Genomic DNA, 20,353 nt, shown 5'->3' with positions numbered 1-20,353 from the left:
TCATTGCATATCAGACATATCTGCACGGCGCTATTTTCCCGCCTCTTTAGGATACCGGCCATTACCTCATCAATAATGGTTCAGACAAATGGATTCCAGGAAAAACCGCCATAGCCCTTACGGCACGGAGCAGGACGAACTGCCGCAGCCGCTTTCTGATACGCACACACTGACCGTCTTCGACGCGCACGTCAGCGCGTATGCAGCAACCACCGCCGCAATCCCCGAAGAGAGCTTTGACTCCGAGCGCCTGCAGAAGATCAGCACCGGTACGCAGCTCGAAACCCAGGCTGGCCTGATTATCCAGAACCACAACAGCCGCCTCGAAGTATCCGAGTACAACTGGTTCGGCTACAACTCCAAAACCCTGCTGGTCGGCGAAAAAAGCACCATCGCCTTCACTCTCGGCGCGCAGGGCATGTCCGAGTTCAGCTTCGACTACTTTGCCCTGCACAACCACACCACCGTGATGAACTTCTACGACGCCGCCGGCAACCTGATTGGCTCCGAGAAGCTGCTCTACACCGGCTCCGTCACCGCCAAACAGTTCGTCATCAAAACCCTGACCTTCACCGCCCCGTCCGGCACCCAGATTGCCCGCGCCGAGCTGGTCACCGGCGACGAGCCCTCCGTCGGCGACTACGGCTTCCATATCGACAACGTGAAGTGGAGTGCATCCAATCTGCTGCCGGTTAACATCACCTTCGACCAGATGCAGAAGGACTCCGGCGCCAGCGCCGCCGACTTCATCACTAACGACGGCTCCGCCGGTCGCCAGGTAAACGGCACTCTGAGCCGCGCACTCAGCGCGAACGAAACGCTGGAGTTCTGGGACGGCTCGAAATGGGTGACCGCCAGCGTCAGCGGTCTGACCTGGCAGGCTCAAGACGCTATCGCCCACGCCGCAGACTGGGAATACAAACTGCGCGTGGTCGATAACACCGGTAAAACCACTCAAGAACAGAGCCAGAAGGTGGTGCTCGACGTCACACCATCACCGGTGCAGATTATCTTTGAGCGCATGGGCAAAGACGACGGCATCGCCGACGACTGGAAAACCACCGACGGCAGTGCCGGCCGCACCGTCAGCGGTAAGCTTGACCGCGCGCCCGACGCCGGCGACGTCGCCGAATACTCCACCGACGGCGGTAAAACCTGGCACAAACTCACCCTGAACGGGCTGGACTGGTCCTTCACCGACCCGGACGGTCATAAAGCCGACTGGCAGTATCAGGTGCGCATCACCGATGTCGCCGGAAACGTCGCCGTTCCTGCGGTGCAGGATGTGGTGCTGCTGCCACCTCCGGTACGCCTCAGCTTTGACCGCATGGATAAGGATACCGGGCCCAACGCAACCGACTTCATCACTAAAGACGGATCTGCCGGACGCATTGTGGAAGGTAACCTCAGCCGTCTGCTAGAACCGGGTGAAAAACTGGAGTTCTGGAATGGCACCCAGTGGGTGGAGGCCACCGCCAACGGCCTGCGCTGGCATGCGCAGGATGACACCGCGCACGGCAGCAGTTGGACTTACAAAGTACGCGTGATTAACGCCTCCGGTAGTACGCTGGAAGATCGGCACCAGGATGTAGTGCTCACCCCTTCTCTCCCCATTCAGGCCACTTTTGAGCGAATGGAGAAAGATTCCGGTAGCAGTGGTACCGACTTCATCACCAGAGACGGTTCTGCCGGACGCCTCGTACAAGGGATGCTCAGCCGCACTCTGGATCCGGATGAAACCCTGGAGTTCTGGAACGGCTCGGCCTGGGTGAAGGCCACAGCCAACGGTATGAGCTGGCAAGCACAGGATACCAGTGCGCACGGCGATACCTGGCAATATAAGCTGCGTATCACCGACGTCGCTGGTAGCACTCTTCACGAACAGACTCAGGAAGTGATGCTCGACGTCACGCCTTCTGACGTTCAGGTTATTTTTGAGCGCATGGGCAAAGACGACGGCATGGCGGATGACTGGCAAACCACCGATGGCTCCGCCGGGCGCACCGTCAGCGGTAAGCTTGACCGCGCGCTCAGCCCCGGCGACGTCATCGAGTACTCTCTCGATGGAGGTGGCACCTGGCTGAAGCTCACCGTAAGCGGCCTGAGCTGGAGCTTCACCGACAGCAGCGCGCACAGCGAAGACTGGCAGTATCAGGTGCGCATCACCGACGTCGCCGGCAACGTCGCTGCACCGGTGGTGCAGGAAGTGGTGCTGCTCACCACCGCCATCAGCCTCACCTTTACCCGCATGGATAAGGACACCGGCGACAGCGATACCGACTTCATCACAAAGGACGGCTCCGCCGGACGCCTGGTCGAAGGCACAATGAGCCGCGCCCTCCTGCCGGGCGAAACCCTGAAGTTCTGGAACGGCGTGCAGTGGATTAACGCCACCGTGAACGGCATAACCTGGCAGGCGCAGGATGACCACCTGCACCCGGTCAGCTGGCAGTACAAGCTGCGCGTTACCGACAGCACGGGCAGCACCCTGCAGGACCTCGCCCAGAATGTGACGCTCATCCAGCCGCTGCCCGTGCAGGCGACGTTTGAGCACATGGACAAAGACACCGGCAGCAGCGCAAGCGACTTCATCACCAAAGACGGCACCGCCGGACGCCAGGTCGAGGGCACCCTCAGTCGCGCGCTGGAGCCGGGCGAGAAGCTTGAGTTCTGGAACGGCACGGCCTGGGTCAGCGCCACCGTGAGCGGCATGACGTGGCAGGCGCAGGACACGACAGCGCACGCGGCCAGTTGGCAGTATAAAGTCCGCATCACCGACGACGTCGGCAAGGCCCTGCACGAGAAGGCACAGAGCGTGGTGCTCGACGTCACGCCGTCTGCCGTGAACATCACCTTCGAGCGCATGGAGAAGGACGACGGCACCCCTGGCGACTGGAAAACCTCCGACGGCAGCGCCGGGCGCACCGTGTCCGGCAGGCTTGACCGCGCGCTGAACGCCGGTGACGTCGTTGAGTTCTCGCTCGACGGCGGCCTCACCTGGCGGCCCGTCACACTGAACGGACTGGCGTGGTCCTTCACCGACCCGGATGCCCATGACAAAGGCTGGCAGTATCAGGTGCGCATCACCGACGTCGCCGGCAACGTCGCCGCGCCGGTGACTCAGGACGTGGCGCTGCTCGCCACCGACATATCCCTCACCTTCACCCGCATGGAAAAGGATACCGGCGGCAGCGCCACCGACTTCATCACGGAGGACGGTTCCGCCGGACGTAAGGTTGAAGGCACGCTAAGCCGCCTCCTTTTCCCAGGCGAAAAACTTGAATTCTGGAACGGTAAAGCCTGGGTTCTCGCCGCTGTGGACGGGCTGGTCTGGCAGGCACAGGATAACACCGAGCACAACGCCGACTGGGAATACAAGTTACGCGTTACTGACCTCAGCAATAATGAAATTATCGAGCAAAAGCAGCAAGTTGTGCTTAAAGGACCGCCACCAGAGGAGGCTCTGCTGTCCAGTATGGGCAAAGACAGCGGGTTGGACTCACATAACCTGTTCACCAACGATGGGCGCTCAGGGCGCATCTACTGGGGAACTTTCGACGAAACAGACATCGGCGCACGGGTTGAAGTTACCACCGACGGTGGACTCACCTGGCACGAGGCGCTGATTGACGGCAACAAATGGCTATGGCAGGACAGCGCGGCGCATACTGCAGACTGGACGCTGCAGACGCGCGTCACAAATAAGTCAGGAAAGAGCACCGAAGGCGCCGTGCATCAGGTGCAACTGGATACCACGCAGCCTAATGCACCGGAGATGATTAATCGGGAAGGCAATTACCTGACTGTCAGCCTGAAAGACAGTAACGTGGTGGCAGGCGATAAGATAATCGTGCATATCAATAATAAGAATGCATTCTATACCTTAACCAATGCCGATATTTTGGCGGGTCAGGCCGTCATCACGCTGCCTGCTAACATCCCGCTGTCGGCAGAATATCGCGCCGCCTTTATGGATATACACGGCAACATATCGGACTATTACTCTCGTCAGGAATATATTGTTGATTTTGAAGATGCTCCGTTATTCCAGGGCGTAACCGCCGGAAAGACTTATGACATTGGCCTGGTTAGTCTTACATGGTCAGGTAATAGTAATTTTAATGGTATTGTTAATTGGGATTCACATGAACTGCTTAATGATGGGCGTTCTGCGATGAAGATGGAACTCAATAACGGTTTTAAAAGCAATAAGGTTTCTTTCTTTATTGGGGGATTAAACCGAACCAGTATGGTTCTGGAATTTTATGACGGCGCGACAAAAATCCACACTCACACAATTGACGGTAAGCGTGTAAACCAAAATGTGACAGTTACCTTGCCTGCTGGAAAAAAATTCACCAGCATAATTTTCCCTGGAGGCTCCTCCGATGAATATTCGGTGGACAATTTTAATTTCCACTCTTCGACAAATAAGATACTGCCAACCGAGACCGTTCAGAACATAGTAAAAGACGACCTCATTTCCGTAGGCGATAATTTGGACAACATCTTTGTGGTGCATAACGTCAGCGACCTGAGCAAAATCGAGATGCTCAACGGCAACGGCGGCATTGATACGCTGAAACTCGCAGGTGCGAATCAGACGCTGGATCTCACGAATTTCCTCAGCAAAATCCAGTCGATGGAGGTGATTGATATTACCGGCAGCGGCAATAACACCATTAACCTGTCACTGGGTGATATTTTGCAGCAGGGCGGCAAAGATCTGTTAAATATGTCCGGCAACGTGCAGATGGTGTTGAAAGGCAACGCCGGGGATAAGGTTAACCTCTCCGATCTACTGCCGGATAATGGCGACGTTGGCGACTGGAGCAGCAGCGGCAATGTTACGGTCGGCGGCGTAGTCTACACCGTCTGGCAGCACAGTGCGCTTGACGCTGAACTGCTGGTGCAGAGCGGCGTCACCACCAACGTCATTAATCATTAATCATTAATCATGCCACGCGCGGTGGGAAACCTCCCGCTGCGCGTTCTAACTTTTCCTCCCCCGCCATTTCTTAAGTCCCCGCCGCAAAAATATTTTTGCCCGATACCAGACATGTCTGGACCGCGCTATTTCCTGTCCTCTTTAGGATAGCGACCATTACCTCTACTTAATGGTCAGGAAAAATGGATTTTAAAAAAAACCGCTATAACCCTTACGGCACGGAGCAGGATGAACTGCCCGTGGCGCAGACCTCCGTCGCCACTGCCGTTATGGCAGCAGCGCCCCCAGCCGTTCCGGAAGAGCGCTTCGACGCCGAACGCAGTCAGAAGATCAGCAGCGGTTCCCTGCTCGAGACCCAGGCCGGCCTGATTATCCAGAACCACAACAGCCGCCTCGAAATCGCCGAGTTCAACTGGTTTGGCTACAACTCTAAGACGCTGCAGGTCGGTGAAAAGAGCACCATCAACTTCACCCTCGGCGCCCAGGGCATGTCCGAATTCAGCTTCGACTACTTTGCCCTGCACAACCACACCACCGTGATGAACTTTTACGACGTTAACGGCACCCTGATTGGCTCCGAAAAGCTGCTCTACACCGGCTCCGTCACCTCCAAACAGTTCGTCATTAAAACCCTGAGCTTTACCGCCCCGGCCGGCACGCAGATTGCCCGCGCCGAGCTGGTCACCGGCGACGAGCCCGCCGTCGGCGACTACGGCTTCCACGTCGACAACGTCAGGTGGGCCGCCGCCGGCCCGCTGCCGGTGAACTTCACCTTTGACCGGATGCAGAAGGACACCGGCACCAGCGCCACCGACTTCATTACCAAAGACGGCTCCGCCGGGCGCCAGGTGGAAGGCACCCTGAGCCGCGCCCTCAGCGCGAACGAAACGCTGGAGTTCTGGGACGGCAGCAGGTGGGTGGCCGCCAGCGTGAACGGCATGCGCTGGCAGGCGCAGGACGACACCGCGCACGCCGCCGACTGGGAGTACAGGCTGCGCGTGGTGGACACCGCCGGCAACGCCACGCCGGAGCAGAGCCATCAGGTGGTGCTCGACGTCACGCCGCCGCCGGTGCAGGTTATCTTCGAGCGCATGAGCAAGGACGACGGCGTCGCGGACGACTGGCGCACCGCAGACGGCTCCGCCGGCCGCCTCGTCAGCGGCTCGCTCGACCGCACGCCCGACGCCGGTGACGTCGCCGAATACTCGTACGACGGCGGCAAAACCTGGCATACGCTCACCCTGAACGGGCTGGACTGGTCCTTCACCGACCCCGACGGCCACAACGCCGACTGGCAGTATCTGATACGCTTCACCGATATCGCCGGCAACGTCGCCGCTCCGGCGGTGCAGGACGTGGTCCTGCTGCCGCTCGACATCACCCTCTCCTTTGACCGCATGGAAAAAGACACCGGCGCCAGCGACAGCGACTTCATCACCCGCGACGGCTCCGCCGGCCGCCGGGTCGAAGGCACGCTGAGCCGCGAGCTCAACGCCGGCGAAACCCTGCAGTTCTGGAACGGCACCGCGTGGGTAAATGCCACCGCAACCGGCCTTACCTGGCAGGCGCAGGACGACGCGGCGCACGGCGGCAGTTGGACCTACAGGCTGCGAGTGGTCGACGCCACCGGCAGCACGCTTGAGGACCAGCATCAGGACGTGCTGCTCACCCCGCCCTCACCGGTGCGGGTCACCTTCGATTACATGGAGAAGGATGACGGCATCGCCGGCGACTGGCGCACCAGCGACGGCTCCGCCGGACGCCTCGTCAGCGGAAAGCTTGACCGCGCGCTCAGCCCCGGCGACGTCGTCGAATACTCCCTCGACGGCGGCGTCAGCTGGCAGGTCGCCTCCCTGAACGGCCTCGGCTGGTCCTTCACCGACCCCGCCGCCCACGGCCAGGACTGGGTTTATCTCGTGCGCATCCACGACGTCGCCGGCAATATTGCCGCCCCGGTCAGTCAGACCGCCGTGCTGCTCCCGCCGCCGCCGGTCAGCCTCACCTTCGAGCGCATGGACAAAGACTCCGGCATCAGCGCCACCGACTTCATCACCAATGACGGCAGCGCCGGACGCCTTGTCGAAGGCACCCTCAGCCGCGCGCTCAGCGCGGGCGAGACGCTGGAGATGTGGGACGGCCAGCGCTGGGTCAGCGTCAGCGTCAGCGGCCTCAGCTGGAGCGCGCAGGACGACGCCGCCCACGCCGCCGACTGGCAGTACAAACTGCGCGTCCTCAACCCCGGCGGCGTCCCGTTCCACGAACAGACGCAGGACGTGGTGCTCGACCTCGTGCTGCCGGACGCCGCCGGCCTCTCCGGGATGGGCAAAGACAGCGGGCTGGACGTGCAGAACCTTTACACCAGCGACGGCCGCGCCGGGCGCATTTACTGGGGCACCTTCGCCGCCGCGGAAACCGGCGCGCGCGTGGAGGTCACCACCGACGGCGGCCTCACCTGGCACGACGCCCTGACTGATGGCAACAGGTGGAGCTGGCAGGATAACGAAGACCACGGTGCAGACTGGACGGTGCAGACGCGCATCACCGATCGCGCGGGCAACACCTACGAAGGCACGCCGCATCAGGTGCGCATGGACGCCACGCCGCCTGACCATCCGGATTTGATTAACCGCGAGGGCGACAGGCTGACCGTCAGCCTGAAGAACAGCGGCGTGGTGGCCGGCGACAGGATTATCGTCCACATTGACGGCAAAAACGCCTTTTACACCCTGACCGCTGCCGATATCCAGGCGGGCCAGGCCGTCGTCACCCTGCCGGCCAACAGCCGCCTGTCGGCAGAGTACCGCGCCGCCTTCATGGATGCGCACGGCAACGTGTCGGACTACTTCTCCCGTACGCCGCTAATCTTCGATTTTGAAGATCAGAAGGCTTTTAATCATCCGGTCAGAAATAAAGCGTATGACTTTGGCTTGTTCAGTATCATTTGGTCTGGCTCATCGGCTAACCATGGAATTACTGGTGTCGCTAAAGAACAGGGCATGCAATATCCAACCAACACACTGGGTATAACCTGCGTTGGAGACCCTGTAACGTTGATGCTAAATCATGGTAAAAAAAGCAACAAAATGACCTTCGAGATTAAAGACTTAACGCTCGGGGATATTAGAATTGAATTTTATGATGATGGAAAATTGGCATATAACTACACTGCCTACATGCGCAATGGTAAATATCAATATCTGACAGTAGATCTGCCAGCAGGAAAAGAATTTACCTCCATAAAATTTATTCCGGCAACTTCAGGTGATGTTCTGGCTATTGATAACCTGAACTTCTGGGTTTATGACGATAAGATCGTGTCGACTGAAACAACTCAGACCGTGCTTAACGGCGACATTATTTCCGTGGGTGATAACCTGGATAATATCTTCATCGTTAATAAGGTCAGCGACCTGAGCAAAATTGAGATATTCAACGGCAACGGCGGCATTGATACGCTGAAGCTGGCGGGGGCGAATCAGACGCTGGATCTCACCTCTTTCCTCGGCAAAATACAGTCAATGGAGGTGATTGATATTACCGGCAGCGGCAATAACACCCTCAACCTGTCGCTGGGCGATATTCTGCAACAGGGCGGCAAAGATCTGTTCAACATCTCAGGCAACGTGCAGATGGTGGTGAAAGGCAATGCCGGCGACAAAATAAACCTTTCAGATCTCCTGCCCGACAAAAGTGATGTAGGCGACTGGAGCAGCAGCGGCAACGTTACCGTCGGCGGCGTGACGTACGCCGTCTGGCAGCACAGCGCGCTCGATGCTGAACTGTTGGTGCAGAGCGGCATCACCACTAACCTGCTCAATCATTAATCACACCATGCGCAGTGGGAAATTCCTGCTGCGCTTTTTACGCTTTACACTCCCCGCCATTACTTAAGTGCGCAACGCAAAAATATTTTTGCCCGATACCAGACATATCTGCACGGTTCTATTTTTCAGCCTCATTAGGATACCGGCCATTAACACATCATTAATGGTTCAGAAAAATGGATGCCAAAAAAAACCGCTATAACCCTTACGGTACCGATCAGGACGAACTGCCGTATCAATCAATCGTCAGCCGGGAAGTGGCCGTTTCTGCCGTTTCGCCGGCATCTGCTCCGGAAGAGCGCTTTGACGCTGAGCGGATACAAAAAATCAGCACCGGTGCGCAGCTTGAAACCCTGGCTGGGCTCATTATCCAGAACCACAACAGTCGCCTTGAAATATCCGAGTACAACTGGTTCGGCTACAACTCTAAAACCCTGCTGGTGGGTGAAAAGAGCACCATCAACTTCAGCCTTGGTGCACAGGGTATGTCCGAATTCAGCTTCGACTACTTTGCCCTGCACAACCACAGCACCATGATGAATTTTTACGATGCCAGCGGCAACCTGATTGGCAGCGAAAAACTCCTTTACACCGGCTCCGTCACCGCCAAACAGTTCGTTATCAAAACCCTCAGCTTCACCGCCCCGCCCGGCACGCAGATTGCCCGCGCCGAGCTGGTCACCGGCGACGAGCCCGCCGTCGGCGACTACGGCTTCCACATCGATAATGTGAAGTGGACCCCATCCAGCGTACTGCAGGTGAACTTCACCTTTGACCAGATGCAGAAGGACACCGGTGCCAGCGCCACCGACTTCATCACCAAAGACGGCTCTGCCGGACGGCAGGTAGAAGGGACGCTGAGCCGTACACTCGTTACGAATGAAACGCTCGAGTTTTGGGACGGTTCAAAATGGGTAACCGCTAGCGTGAACGGCATGCGCTGGCAGGCACAGGACAACATTGCGCACAACGCCAGCTGGGAATATAAGCTACGCGTGGTGGATGCCGCCGGCAATATCACTCAGGAACAGAGCCATCAGGTGGTGCTTGATGTCACGCCATCTCAGATACAGGTTATCTTCGATCGCATGAGCAAAGATGATGGCATTGTGGATGACTGGCGTACCACTGACGGTTCCGCTGGACGTATCGTCAGCGGATCCCTTAGTACGGCGATGAGCACCGGTGACGTCGCCGAATACTCGCTTGACGGCGGTATTACCTGGCATCTGCTTACCCTGAATGGCACAGACTGGTCCTTCACCGACAAAGGCAGTCACATTTCCGACTGGCAGTACCAGGTGCGAATCACTGATGTCGCTGGCAATATCAGCTCCCCAGTGGTGCAGGACGTGGTGCTGTTGCCACCGCCGGTCCGCCTCAGCTTTGACCGAATGGACAAGGATACAGGCACCAGCGCAACCGACTTCATCACTAAAGACGGCTCCGCCGGACGTCTGGTAGAAGGAAATCTTAGCCGCCTTTTGGAACCTGGTGAAAAGCTGCAGTTCTGGAACGGCACTGAGTGGGTAGAAGCCATTACCAACGGCCTGCGCTGGCATGCGCAGGACGACACCGCTCACGGCAGCAGCTGGATCTACAAAGTACGCGTTATTGACGCCTCGGGTAGTACGCTGGAGGATCGACATCAGGACGTAGTGCTCACTCCTTCTCTTCCCATTCAGGCCACTTTTGAGCGTATGGAGAAGGATTCCGGTAGCAGTGACAAAGACTTCATCACCAGAGACGGTTCCGCCGGACGTCTTGTACAGGGAACACTTAGCCGCACTCTGGAGCCTGATGAGACGCTGGAGTTCTGGGACGGCACCCAATGGAGCACCGCCAGCGTTAAAGGACTGGTTTGGCAAGCACAGGACACGGGTGTACACGGTGATAGCTGGCAATATAAGCTGCGAGTCACCGACGTTGCTGGCACCACTCTGCACGAAAAAACTCAGAATGTGACGCTCGATGTCACACCGTCTGACGTTCAGGTTATTTTTGAGCGCATGAGCAAAGATGATGGCGTAGCCGACGACTGGAAAACCACTGACGGCAGTGCTGGACGCACCGTCAGCGGCTCGCTTAGCAAGGCACTCAGCAGCGGCGACGTCGCCGAGTATTCACTTGACGGCGGTAAAACCTGGCAAGTGCTTAGCGTCGCCACTGACAATAGCTGGAGCTTCACCGACGGCAGTGCACACGCCGAAAACTGGCAGTACCAGCTACGAATCACAGATATTGCTGGCAACGCTACCGCGCCAACAACGCAAGATGTAGCGCTGCTCACCTCCGCAATCAGCCTCAGCTTTACCCGCATGGATAAAGACACAGGTAGCCATGACACCGACTTCATTACCAAAGACGGTTCTGCTGGACGTTTGGTCGAAGGGACGCTGAGCCGTGCACTCTATCCGGGAGAAACGCTGAAGTTCTGGGACACCACAAAATGGGTCACTGCCGTCGTGGACGGTCTGAAGTGGCAGGCGCAGGATAACAGCGCCCACGCGTCCAGCTGGCAGTACAAGTTGCGCGTGACTGATAACACAGGCAGCACGCTGCAAGATCATCTTCAGAACGTGGTGCTGGATGTCACGCCGTCCGACGTGAACATTCTCTTCGAACGTATGGACAAGGACGACGGTATCGCCGACGACTGGAAAACCACCGACGGCAGTGCAGGACGCACTGTCAGTGGCTCACTCAGCAAAGCACTCAGCACCGGTGATGGCCTTGAATACTCAACAGACGGCGGTACCAGCTGGCAGAAACTTGCGGTCAGCGGCCTCAACTGGAGTTTTATTGACGTCGCCGCGCACGTGGCAAGTTGGGAGTACCAGGTGCGCATCATCGACATCGCTGGCAACATCAGCGTGCCCGCCGTGCAAGAGGTGGAACTGGTGCAACCCAATCCCATTGCTCTCACGTTCACGCGCATGGAGAAAGACACCGGTGCCAGCGACACCGATTTCGTCACCAGCGACCTCTCCGCTGGTCGCCTGATTGAGGGGACGCTCAGTCGTGCATTAGAGCAAGGTGAAAAGCTGGAGTTCTGGGATGGCACAAAATGGGTTAACGCTGTTGTAACTGGCCTCAGCTGGCAGGCGCAAGATAACACCGCACATACCGACAGCTGGACATATACATTACGCGTTGTCGATCAGGCGGGTAAGTCTCTGCATGAGCAGTCACAAGATGTGGTGCACGAACTGATTATCCCTGACGCCGCGAAGCTTGCCGGTATGGGCAAGGACAGCGGGATGGATATTGAGAATCTCTATACCAATGACGGTCGCGCGGGACGCATTTTCTGGGGCACCTTCGATGCAACAGTGGCCGGTACTCGTGTGGAAGTCACTATCGATGGCGGCCTGAGCTGGCACGACACGCTGATTGATGGCAACAAATGGGTCTGGCAAGATCAATCTGTACACACTGCCGACTGGACTTTGCAAACGCGCATCACCGATGTTGCAGGCAACATAGTTGAAGGCGATATACACCAAATTCGCATGGATGTTGCGCCACCCAACGCACCAGAGCTGATTGATCGTGAAGGCAATAAACTTACCGTCAGCTTGAAAAACAGTAATGTGGTAGCCGGTGACAAGGTTATCGTCCACCTCGACGGTAAGAATGCCTTTTATACGCTGACCAGCGCCGATATTCAGGCAGGCCAGGCTATCGTGACATTGCCCTCCGGCATACGTCTTTCAACGGAGTACCGCGCCGCCTTTATGGATGCGCACGGCAACGTCTCAAACTATTTCTCCCGTACCCCATTCACGATTGATTTTGAAGATCATCAGGATCTTAGCGGCCCAAGAGCGAATAGAGTTTATGATTTTGGCCGCTATAATCTCCGCTGGGCAGGCCCTGATACGACATTTGATGGCATTTTCAGATGGGCCTCTGCACAAGGCCCCGTATGGGGTGATAAAGGACTAGGATTAGTCTTCACCAACTCGGCAACGCTCGAGCTAAATAATGACTTTAGAACCAATAAGGTCATTTTCGATGCCAGAGCCATGAAAGAAAGAGATATTCGCGTCGATTTTTATGATGGTGGAACTGTCGTTCATTCCCTGCAGATTTACAAAAGTAACGGTATTTATCAACACGTCGAAGTCACGCTTCCTGCTGGTAAAACGTTCACTGCGATGAAATTCTCAGGTTTAGGTAGAGGTACTCCCGCTGTTGTCGACAACCTGATTTTCGAACTTAATAACGATAAGTTGCTGCCCACTGAAACTGTTCAAACCGTGATTAACGGCGATTTAATTAGCGTGGGTGATAACCTGGATAACACCTTTATTGTTAATAAGGTCAGCGATCTGAGCAAAATCGAGATGCTGAACGGCAACGGTGGCATCGATACGCTGAAGCTGAACGGGGCAAACGAGACGCTGGATCTCACCGCCTTCCTCGGCAAAATTCAGTCAATGGAAGTGATCGACATTACCGGCAGCGGCAATAACACCCTCAACCTGTCACTGGGCGATATTCTGCAGCAGGGCGGCAAAGATTTGTTAAATATGTCCGGCAACGTGCAGATGGTGGTGAAAGGCAACGCCGGGGATAAGGTTAACCTCTCCGATCTGCTACCGGATAATGGCGACGTTGGCGACTGGAGCAGCAGCGGCAACGTTACGGTCGGCGGCGTAGTCTACACCGTCTGGCAGCACAGTGCGCTCGATGCTGAACTGCTGGTACAGAGCGGCGTAACAACCAATCTGATCAATCACTAATCACGCCACTACGCGCAGCAGGAGCCTCTTCCACTGCGCGTACTCTCTTTTACCCTCTTCGCCATTTCTTAAGTCTCCCGCGCAAAAATATATTCTTCGGATAACAGACATGTCTGTACGGCGTATTTTTTTTGCCTGTTTAGGATACCGGCCATTATCTCAATTCAATGGTTAAGAAAATGGATTTCAAAAAGAATCGCTACAACCCTTACGGTACCGAGCAGGATGAACTGCCTCAGTCATCCGGCGATATCCCTGATCCGGCCGTTTCCGCCGCACCGGTAACCGATGCTACGTTGCTGGCCTCTGCCTCGCCGATCGGGGAAAGCTTTGATGAAGAGCGCGTACAGAAGGTAGCCATCGGCGCCCAGCTCGAAACCGAGACGGGTTTGATCATCCAGAATCACAACAGTCGCCTTGAAATCGCCGAGTTCAACTGGTTCGGTTACAACTCAAAAACTCTGCTGGTGGGTGAAAAAAGCACCATCAACTTCAGCCTTGGCTCTCAGGGCATGTCCGAATTCAGCTTTGATTACTTTGCCCTGCATAACCACAGTACGGTGATTAACTTTTACGATGCTGATGGCAACCTGATTGGCAGTGAAAAGCTTTTCTACACTGGCTCCGTCACGGCCAAACAATTTGATATCAAGACCCTCAGCTTCACCGCCCCCGCCGGTATGTTAATTGCCCGCGCAGAGCTCATCACTGGCGATGAGCCGGGTGTCGGTGACTACGGCTTCCACATCGATAACGTAAGCTGGACCTCCGCAGGTTTGATACCGGTTGGATTCACTTTTGACCGCATGGACAAAGACTCCGGCAGCAGCGGCAGCGACTTTATCACCAAAGACGGCTCTGAAGGACGCAGCGTGGAAGGTACGCTGAGCCGCGCCCTCGCCGCCTCCGAAACTCTGCAGTTCTGGGACGGCAGCAAGTGGGTCTATGCCACCGTAACCGGCATGAACTGGCAGGCGCAGGACGACACGCTGCACAGCGCCGACTGGGAGTACAAATTACGTGTCGTTGATGCGGCAGGCAATGCCACGCCGGAGCAGAGTCATCAGGTGGTGCTGGATACCACGCCATCCGACGTGCTGGTTACCTTCGGGCATATGGATAAGGACGATGGTACCGATGCGCGTGACTGGGAAACCACCGACGGCAGCGCCGGACGCACGGTATATGGCTCTCTGAACAAAGCGCTGAGCGCTGGCGACATCATTGAATACTCACTCGACGGCGGTAAAACCTGGCTGGCGCTCAGCGTCGCGGCCGACAACAGCTGGAGCTTTAACGATAACGCCGCTTACACCAGCGACTGGGAATATCAGGTCCGCATTACCGATATCGCCGGCAACGTTACCGTGCCGATCACACAGACGGTGACGCTGGCTGAAATTATGCCCGTCATTACTGAAATGTGGGACAACCACGGCGGTAACGATCTGGTCGCTCATAACGGTTATTCCGACGACCTCACACCAACGCTGAAAGGCACCGGACAGCCCGGAGCCACGCTTGATGTTTATGCCTTTTACAGCAACGAAAACTACAGCAAAAAAATAGGATCGGTGCTCGTCAAAGCAGACGGCACCTGGGAGTGGACGCCATCAGCAGCACTGCAGCCGGGTGAAATTACCTTTGATATGGTGACAAAGACAGGACTGGCTTCGGATCCCGTTACGCTCAACCTGGTATCTGCCCCAACCGTCGATAAAGCCTTTGATAATGCCGGTCAGACCCAGGAATGGCTGGCTAACGGCGATGCCACCGATGACAGCGCTCCGCGTCTGTACGGTAAAGCGCTGCCCGACAGCCTGGTTTATATCTATGACAACGGTTCACTGATTGCCAGCGTCACCGCAGACGCCAGCGGTGCCTGGGAGTGGGAACACGCCACCGGCATGAGCGTCGGCAGGCACAGCATCACGGTAAAAATGGAGAAAGGCGCGTTCCAGAGCGACTTCTCGCAGCCGTGGGAGTTTGAATACGTCAGCATGCAGCCGGTCAGCTTTACCCTTACCAGCATGCAGAAAGACACCGGCAGCAGCCAGACCGACTTCATTACCAACGATGGTTCAGCCAGCCGCGAAGTTACCGGTACGCTCAGCCGCGCACTCTCCGCGACGGAAACGTTGCAGTTCTGGAACGGCAGCGCCTGGGTCAATGCAACCGTTACCGGCATGAGCTGGAAAGCACAGGACGCCACGGCGCACAGCGCCGACTGGGAATACAAACTGCGCGTGGTCAACAGCCTCGGTGACGTATCGCCGGAGCAGGATTTCCAGGTGGTGTTAGACACCACGCCATCTGACGTGCAGGTCACCTTCGATCATATGACCAAAGATGACGGCAGCGACACACGTGACTGGGAAACCACCGACGGCAGCGCCGGGCGTACCGTGCACGGCACGCTGAGCAAAGCACTCAGTGCAGATGACATCATTGAATACTCACTCGATGGTGGTAAAACCTGGCTGGCACTCAGCGTTGCCGCTGACAACAGCTGGAGCTTCACCGACGGCAGTGCGCACACTGGTGACTGGGAATATCAGGTGCGCATCACTGATATTGCCGGCAACGTAACCGTGCCGGTTAAGCAGGCGGTCACCCTGACTGAAATTGCGCCCGTCATCACTGAGATCTGGGACGATGTCGGCAACAGCCGCGTGGTGCCACATGAAGGTTACACCGATGACTTTACGCCACGCCTGGTCGGCACCGGCCACCCGAATTCGCAGCTTGAAATCTGGGCAAAATATGGCAGTGACAAGCTGATTAAAGTGGGCACTGTCGATGTGAAAGCAGACGGCACCTGGACCTGGACGCAGCCCACACCGGTGACGAGCGAAAATGTACGCTATGCGGCTATCTCATCTTCAGGCCTCGATTCTGCTCTCTATGACATCAAGCTGGTTAAGCCGCCGACCATTGAGAAAGCCTACGATGACGCCGGCCAGACCCAGGACTGGCTGGCTAACGGCGATGCCACCGATGACAGCGCTCCGCGCCTGTACGGTAAAGCGCTGCCCGACAGCCTGGTTTATCTCTACGACAACGGTTCACTGATTGCCAGCGTTACCGCAGACGCCAGCGGTGCCTGGGAGTGGGAACACGCCACCGGCATGAGCGTCGGCAGGCACAGCATCACGGTGAAAATGGAGAAAGGCGCGTTCCAGAGCGACTTCTCGCAGCCGTGGGAGTTTGAATACGTCAGCATGCAGCCGGTCAGCTTTACCCTTACCAGCATGCAGAAAGACACCGGCAGCAGCCAGACCGACTTCATCACCAACGATGGTTCAGCCAACCGCGAAGTCAGCGGTACGCTCAGCCGCGCACTCTCCGCGTCAGAAACGCTGCAGTTCTGGAACGGCAGCGCCTGGGTCAACGCCTCCGTTACCGGCATGAACTGGAAAGCGCAGGACGCCACGGCGCACAGCGCCGACTGGGAATACAAACTGCGCGTGGTCAACAGCCTCGGTGACGTATCGCCTGAGCAGGATTTCCAGGTGGTTCTGGACACCACGCCTTCAGCTGTTCAGGCGTTCTTTGTTGAGATGAGTAAAGACGATGGCACAACTGGCGACTGGCAGACCTCCGATGGCAGCGCCGGACGCAGCGTATCAGGCATCTTTGACAGAAAACTCGACGCTGGTGATATCGCCGAGTTCTCGCTCGATGGCGGTAAGACCTGGCACCCGCTGACGGTAAACAACCTCTTCTGGAGCTTTACCGATAACACCGCACATACCACCAACTGGGAATATCAGGTGCGCATCACCGATATCGCGGGGAATACCACCACGCCGGTTAAACAAAGCGTGGTACTCGGCGATGCTGCTCCAGCTATCACTGAAGTTTGGGATGACGTAGGTGGCAGTAATGTCGTGCTGCAGAATGGTTATTCGGATGACCTAACCCCAAGGCTCAAAGGTACGGGTACACCGGGGGATAAGATTTTTATATTCCTTCTGGATAAAAGTGGAACGGGAACCGGGCATGTATTTTCCAAACCTTATCCTGTTGTGGACAGCAAAGGTAACTGGGAATGGACATCACCCACGCCATGGCCGCTGGGCAAAACGGAAGTCTATGTCTTTAGCCAGAAAACTGGTGCTGAGTCAGCCACTTACACTTTCAATCTCGTTGAAGGCCCAACCATTGAAAAAGCCTTTGATGACGCAGGGCAAACCTCAGAATGGCTGACTAACGGCGCAACCACCGATGACAGCACGCCACGTTTGTATGGCAAAGCGCTAGCGGGCAGCCTTGTCTATATCTACGACAACGGCAAGCTGATAAGCAGCGTCACCGCGGATACCAATGGAGCATGGGAGTGGGAACATGCCACTGGCATGAGCGTGGGCAAGCACAGCATCACGGTGAAAATGGAGAAAGATGCCTTCCAGAGCGACTTCTCCCCGCCGTGGGAGTTTGAGTACGTCAGCATGCAGCCGATCACCTTCACGCTCACAAGCATGGAGAAAGATACCGGCATCAGCCAGACCGATTTGATCACCAATGATGGCTCAGCCAACCGTGAAGTTGTAGGCAAAATCAGCCGCAAACTCGTCGCTGGTGAAACGCTGCAGTTCTGGAATGGCAGCGCGTGGATTAATGCCACTGTCACCGGTAAGAACTGGAAAGCACAGGATGCAACCGCGCACACAGCCGACTGGATCTATAAATTGCGCGTTGTTGATGCTGATGGGAATTTCTCGCCGGAGAAAGAGTTCCAGGTCATTTATGACATCACGCCTTCTGACAACCAGCTCAAATTTGTATATATGGAGAAGGATAGTGGTGTCGGCGCCGCATCACGTGATTGGATAACCGATGATGGCAGCCAAAATCGCCGCGTATATGGAACACTCGATAAGTCGCACAAGGTGACCGGTGTAATCGTTGAGTACTCATTGGATGGCGGTAAAACCTGGGCAGCAGCAACCTTGAATGGTGAACAGGCATGGTGGTTCACCGATGATAAAGCACACACCAGCGACTGGGAATATCAGGTGCGAGCTGTTGATGTGGCCGGTAATGTATCAGCGCCAGTGAAGCAAAACGTTACGTTGGAACAAATAATTGAACCAACGATTGGCAGCGTATGGGACTACGTTGGTGGCAGTGACATGGTGCCACAACATGGATTATCCGATGATCGCCACTCCACCTTTAAAGGCACGGGAAAACCGAATGATATTATTAACTTCTGGGTTATCAACACCAAAGGGGATATTGTTGCGCAAGGAAATGCGCCAATTGACTCAAATGGCAATTGGTCCTGGACCCCAATACAAGAACTCCCACTTGGTGATGTGATATTCCAAATACTTGAGTCTTCAGGCAAACCGTTACCTTCATATCCTATAACTATCGTTGCACCACCGACCATTGAGAAAGCTTTCGATGACGTTAAAAACGTTGCGCTTCCTTCAGGTGCCACCAGCGCGGACTGGAGTCCGGAATTTGCCGGTAAAGCACTCCCTAACAGTGTGGTGCAAATTTATGACGGCAACAAACGTATTGATAGCGTTAAAGCCGATGCTAATGGGGCATGGGAGTGGGAATATGCGGGTGGCCTGAGTGTCGGCTTACATAAAATCAATGTAAAAATGAAAGTGGGAACCTTCCTGAGTTCCTCGTCTGCTGACTGGGAATTTATCTATGCCAATCCCGTTACCATCAAGCTTTCGCAAATGGATAAGGATACGGGTAGCAGCCAAACCGACTTCATTACCAATGATGGAACCGCAGGACGCAACGTAACGGGCACGCTCAGTAAAGCACTGGGCGCAGGTGAAACCCTGAACTTCTGGAACGGCGTTTCCTGGTCTAAGGCCACCGTCACCGGTACAACATGGACGGCAAGGGATAATGCGGCGCACTCCGGTAACTGGCAATACAGGCTTCAGGTCGCTGACAGCAAAAATAATGTTCTCGCTGATCAGATTAAAAATGTGGTGTTGGATAAATCCACTACCGCACCTGCCATAGAAAGGGTAGCTGTCAATGGTGACAATTGGGGTGGCTACGTGGGTCACTACGGTAAAACCAAAGATCGTACGCCAACCCTTGAAGGCCATGTTGAAAAAGGGGCCACGGTAACCATTCAATATGGCATTGATAATGGTGCCTGGCTAGGAACAGCTACCGTTAAAGCCGATTCAATTGATGGTAGATGGCTTTGGACACCGACGACGCCTTTATATGATGAAGCCTGGGACTTCCGCATTCAGTACACCGATCAAGCCGGTAATACCAGCGCGTGGTCGCCACAATTCACCATCGTTATTGATAACAAGTCGACCTTCTCCAACAACGACATTGCTGTAAATGCCGAATGGGATGGAAGCGGCATCCATGGCGTAACGTTGGATGATAATGCTCCGCTGGCGATTAACACGCTGAACATAACCGGCAGCAATCAATCACTTGATCTGTCAGCACTGCAAAAAACCTTATCTGCCCTCAACACCATTGATCTCAGTGGCGACGGTGATAATCAGCTAACGCTCAGTGCCGAAGATGTGCTGGCTCTGGGACAGCATGCCCTGTTCATTGATGATGATAAAAAGCAGATTCAGGTGAAGGGTAACGAAGGTGATAGCGCGATTTTGGCCCGTCAGCTGGAGAACTTTGATGCTAACGAATGGGTGGTGGCCAAGGGCACAATTACCTCTTCAGGCGTCGAGTATCACGTGTGGCACAATCAAAACTCAGATGTCGAAATTTTGATTCAGGCCGGATTGAAAACGGAACTCATGTAATGCGCAGGTCGCCATAAATGGCGACCCTACAAAGGATTGGCGCGTTTTTCGTAGGGTGCG

General features: G+C 55.8%; 4 protein-coding genes. All 4 read left to right on the top strand.

Going from position 1 to position 20,353, the window contains the following annotated elements; genetic code table 11:
* Window positions 1–88: 88 nt before the first annotated feature.
* The 4 genes from BM323_RS22840 (at window position 89) to BM323_RS22825 (ending at window position 20,293) form a co-directional block, all read left to right on the top strand.
* A complete protein-coding gene (locus BM323_RS22840) occupies window positions 89–4,948 on the top strand; it encodes an Ig-like domain-containing protein (RefSeq protein ID WP_008108928.1) in 4,860 nt (1,619 codons plus the stop codon).
* A 182-nt stretch (window positions 4,949–5,130) separates the two neighbouring features.
* Window positions 5,131–8,772 carry a hypothetical protein gene (locus BM323_RS22835; RefSeq protein ID WP_091024837.1) on the top strand — a complete coding sequence of 1,214 codons (3,642 nt, stop codon included), beginning with the start codon at window positions 5,131–5,133 and terminating at the stop codon, window positions 8,770–8,772.
* 176 nt (window positions 8,773–8,948) lie between these two features.
* Window positions 8,949–13,520 (top strand): hypothetical protein, encoded by a 4,572-nt coding sequence (locus BM323_RS22830; RefSeq protein WP_091004331.1) that lies wholly within the window; start codon window positions 8,949–8,951, stop codon window positions 13,518–13,520.
* A gap of 179 nt (window positions 13,521–13,699) precedes the next feature.
* Window positions 13,700–20,293, top strand: coding sequence for an Ig-like domain-containing protein (locus BM323_RS22825; protein WP_091004329.1), 6,594 nt, complete (start codon window positions 13,700–13,702; stop codon window positions 20,291–20,293).
* The last annotated feature ends 60 nt before the right edge of the window (window positions 20,294–20,353 follow it).

Origin of the sequence: Pantoea sp. YR525 (genome assembly GCF_900116775.1) — a bacterium.
GTDB classification, from domain to species: Bacteria; Pseudomonadota; Gammaproteobacteria; order Enterobacterales; family Enterobacteriaceae; genus Pantoea; species Pantoea symbiotica.
Note: the sequence above shows the minus strand (reverse complement) of the source record. Positions and strands in the feature narration are given on the sequence as shown.

What these genes read in the sequence shown, in the direction of transcription:
- BM323_RS22840 (WP_008108928.1), top strand. Translation starts at nt 89, where the DNA reads ATGGATTCCAGGAAAAACCGCCATAGCCCTTACGGCACGGAGCAGGAC.
- BM323_RS22835 (WP_091024837.1), top strand. Translation starts at nt 5,131, where the DNA reads ATGGATTTTAAAAAAAACCGCTATAACCCTTACGGCACGGAGCAGGAT.
- BM323_RS22830 (WP_091004331.1), top strand. Translation starts at nt 8,949, where the DNA reads ATGGATGCCAAAAAAAACCGCTATAACCCTTACGGTACCGATCAGGAC.
- BM323_RS22825 (WP_091004329.1), top strand. Translation starts at nt 13,700, where the DNA reads ATGGATTTCAAAAAGAATCGCTACAACCCTTACGGTACCGAGCAGGAT.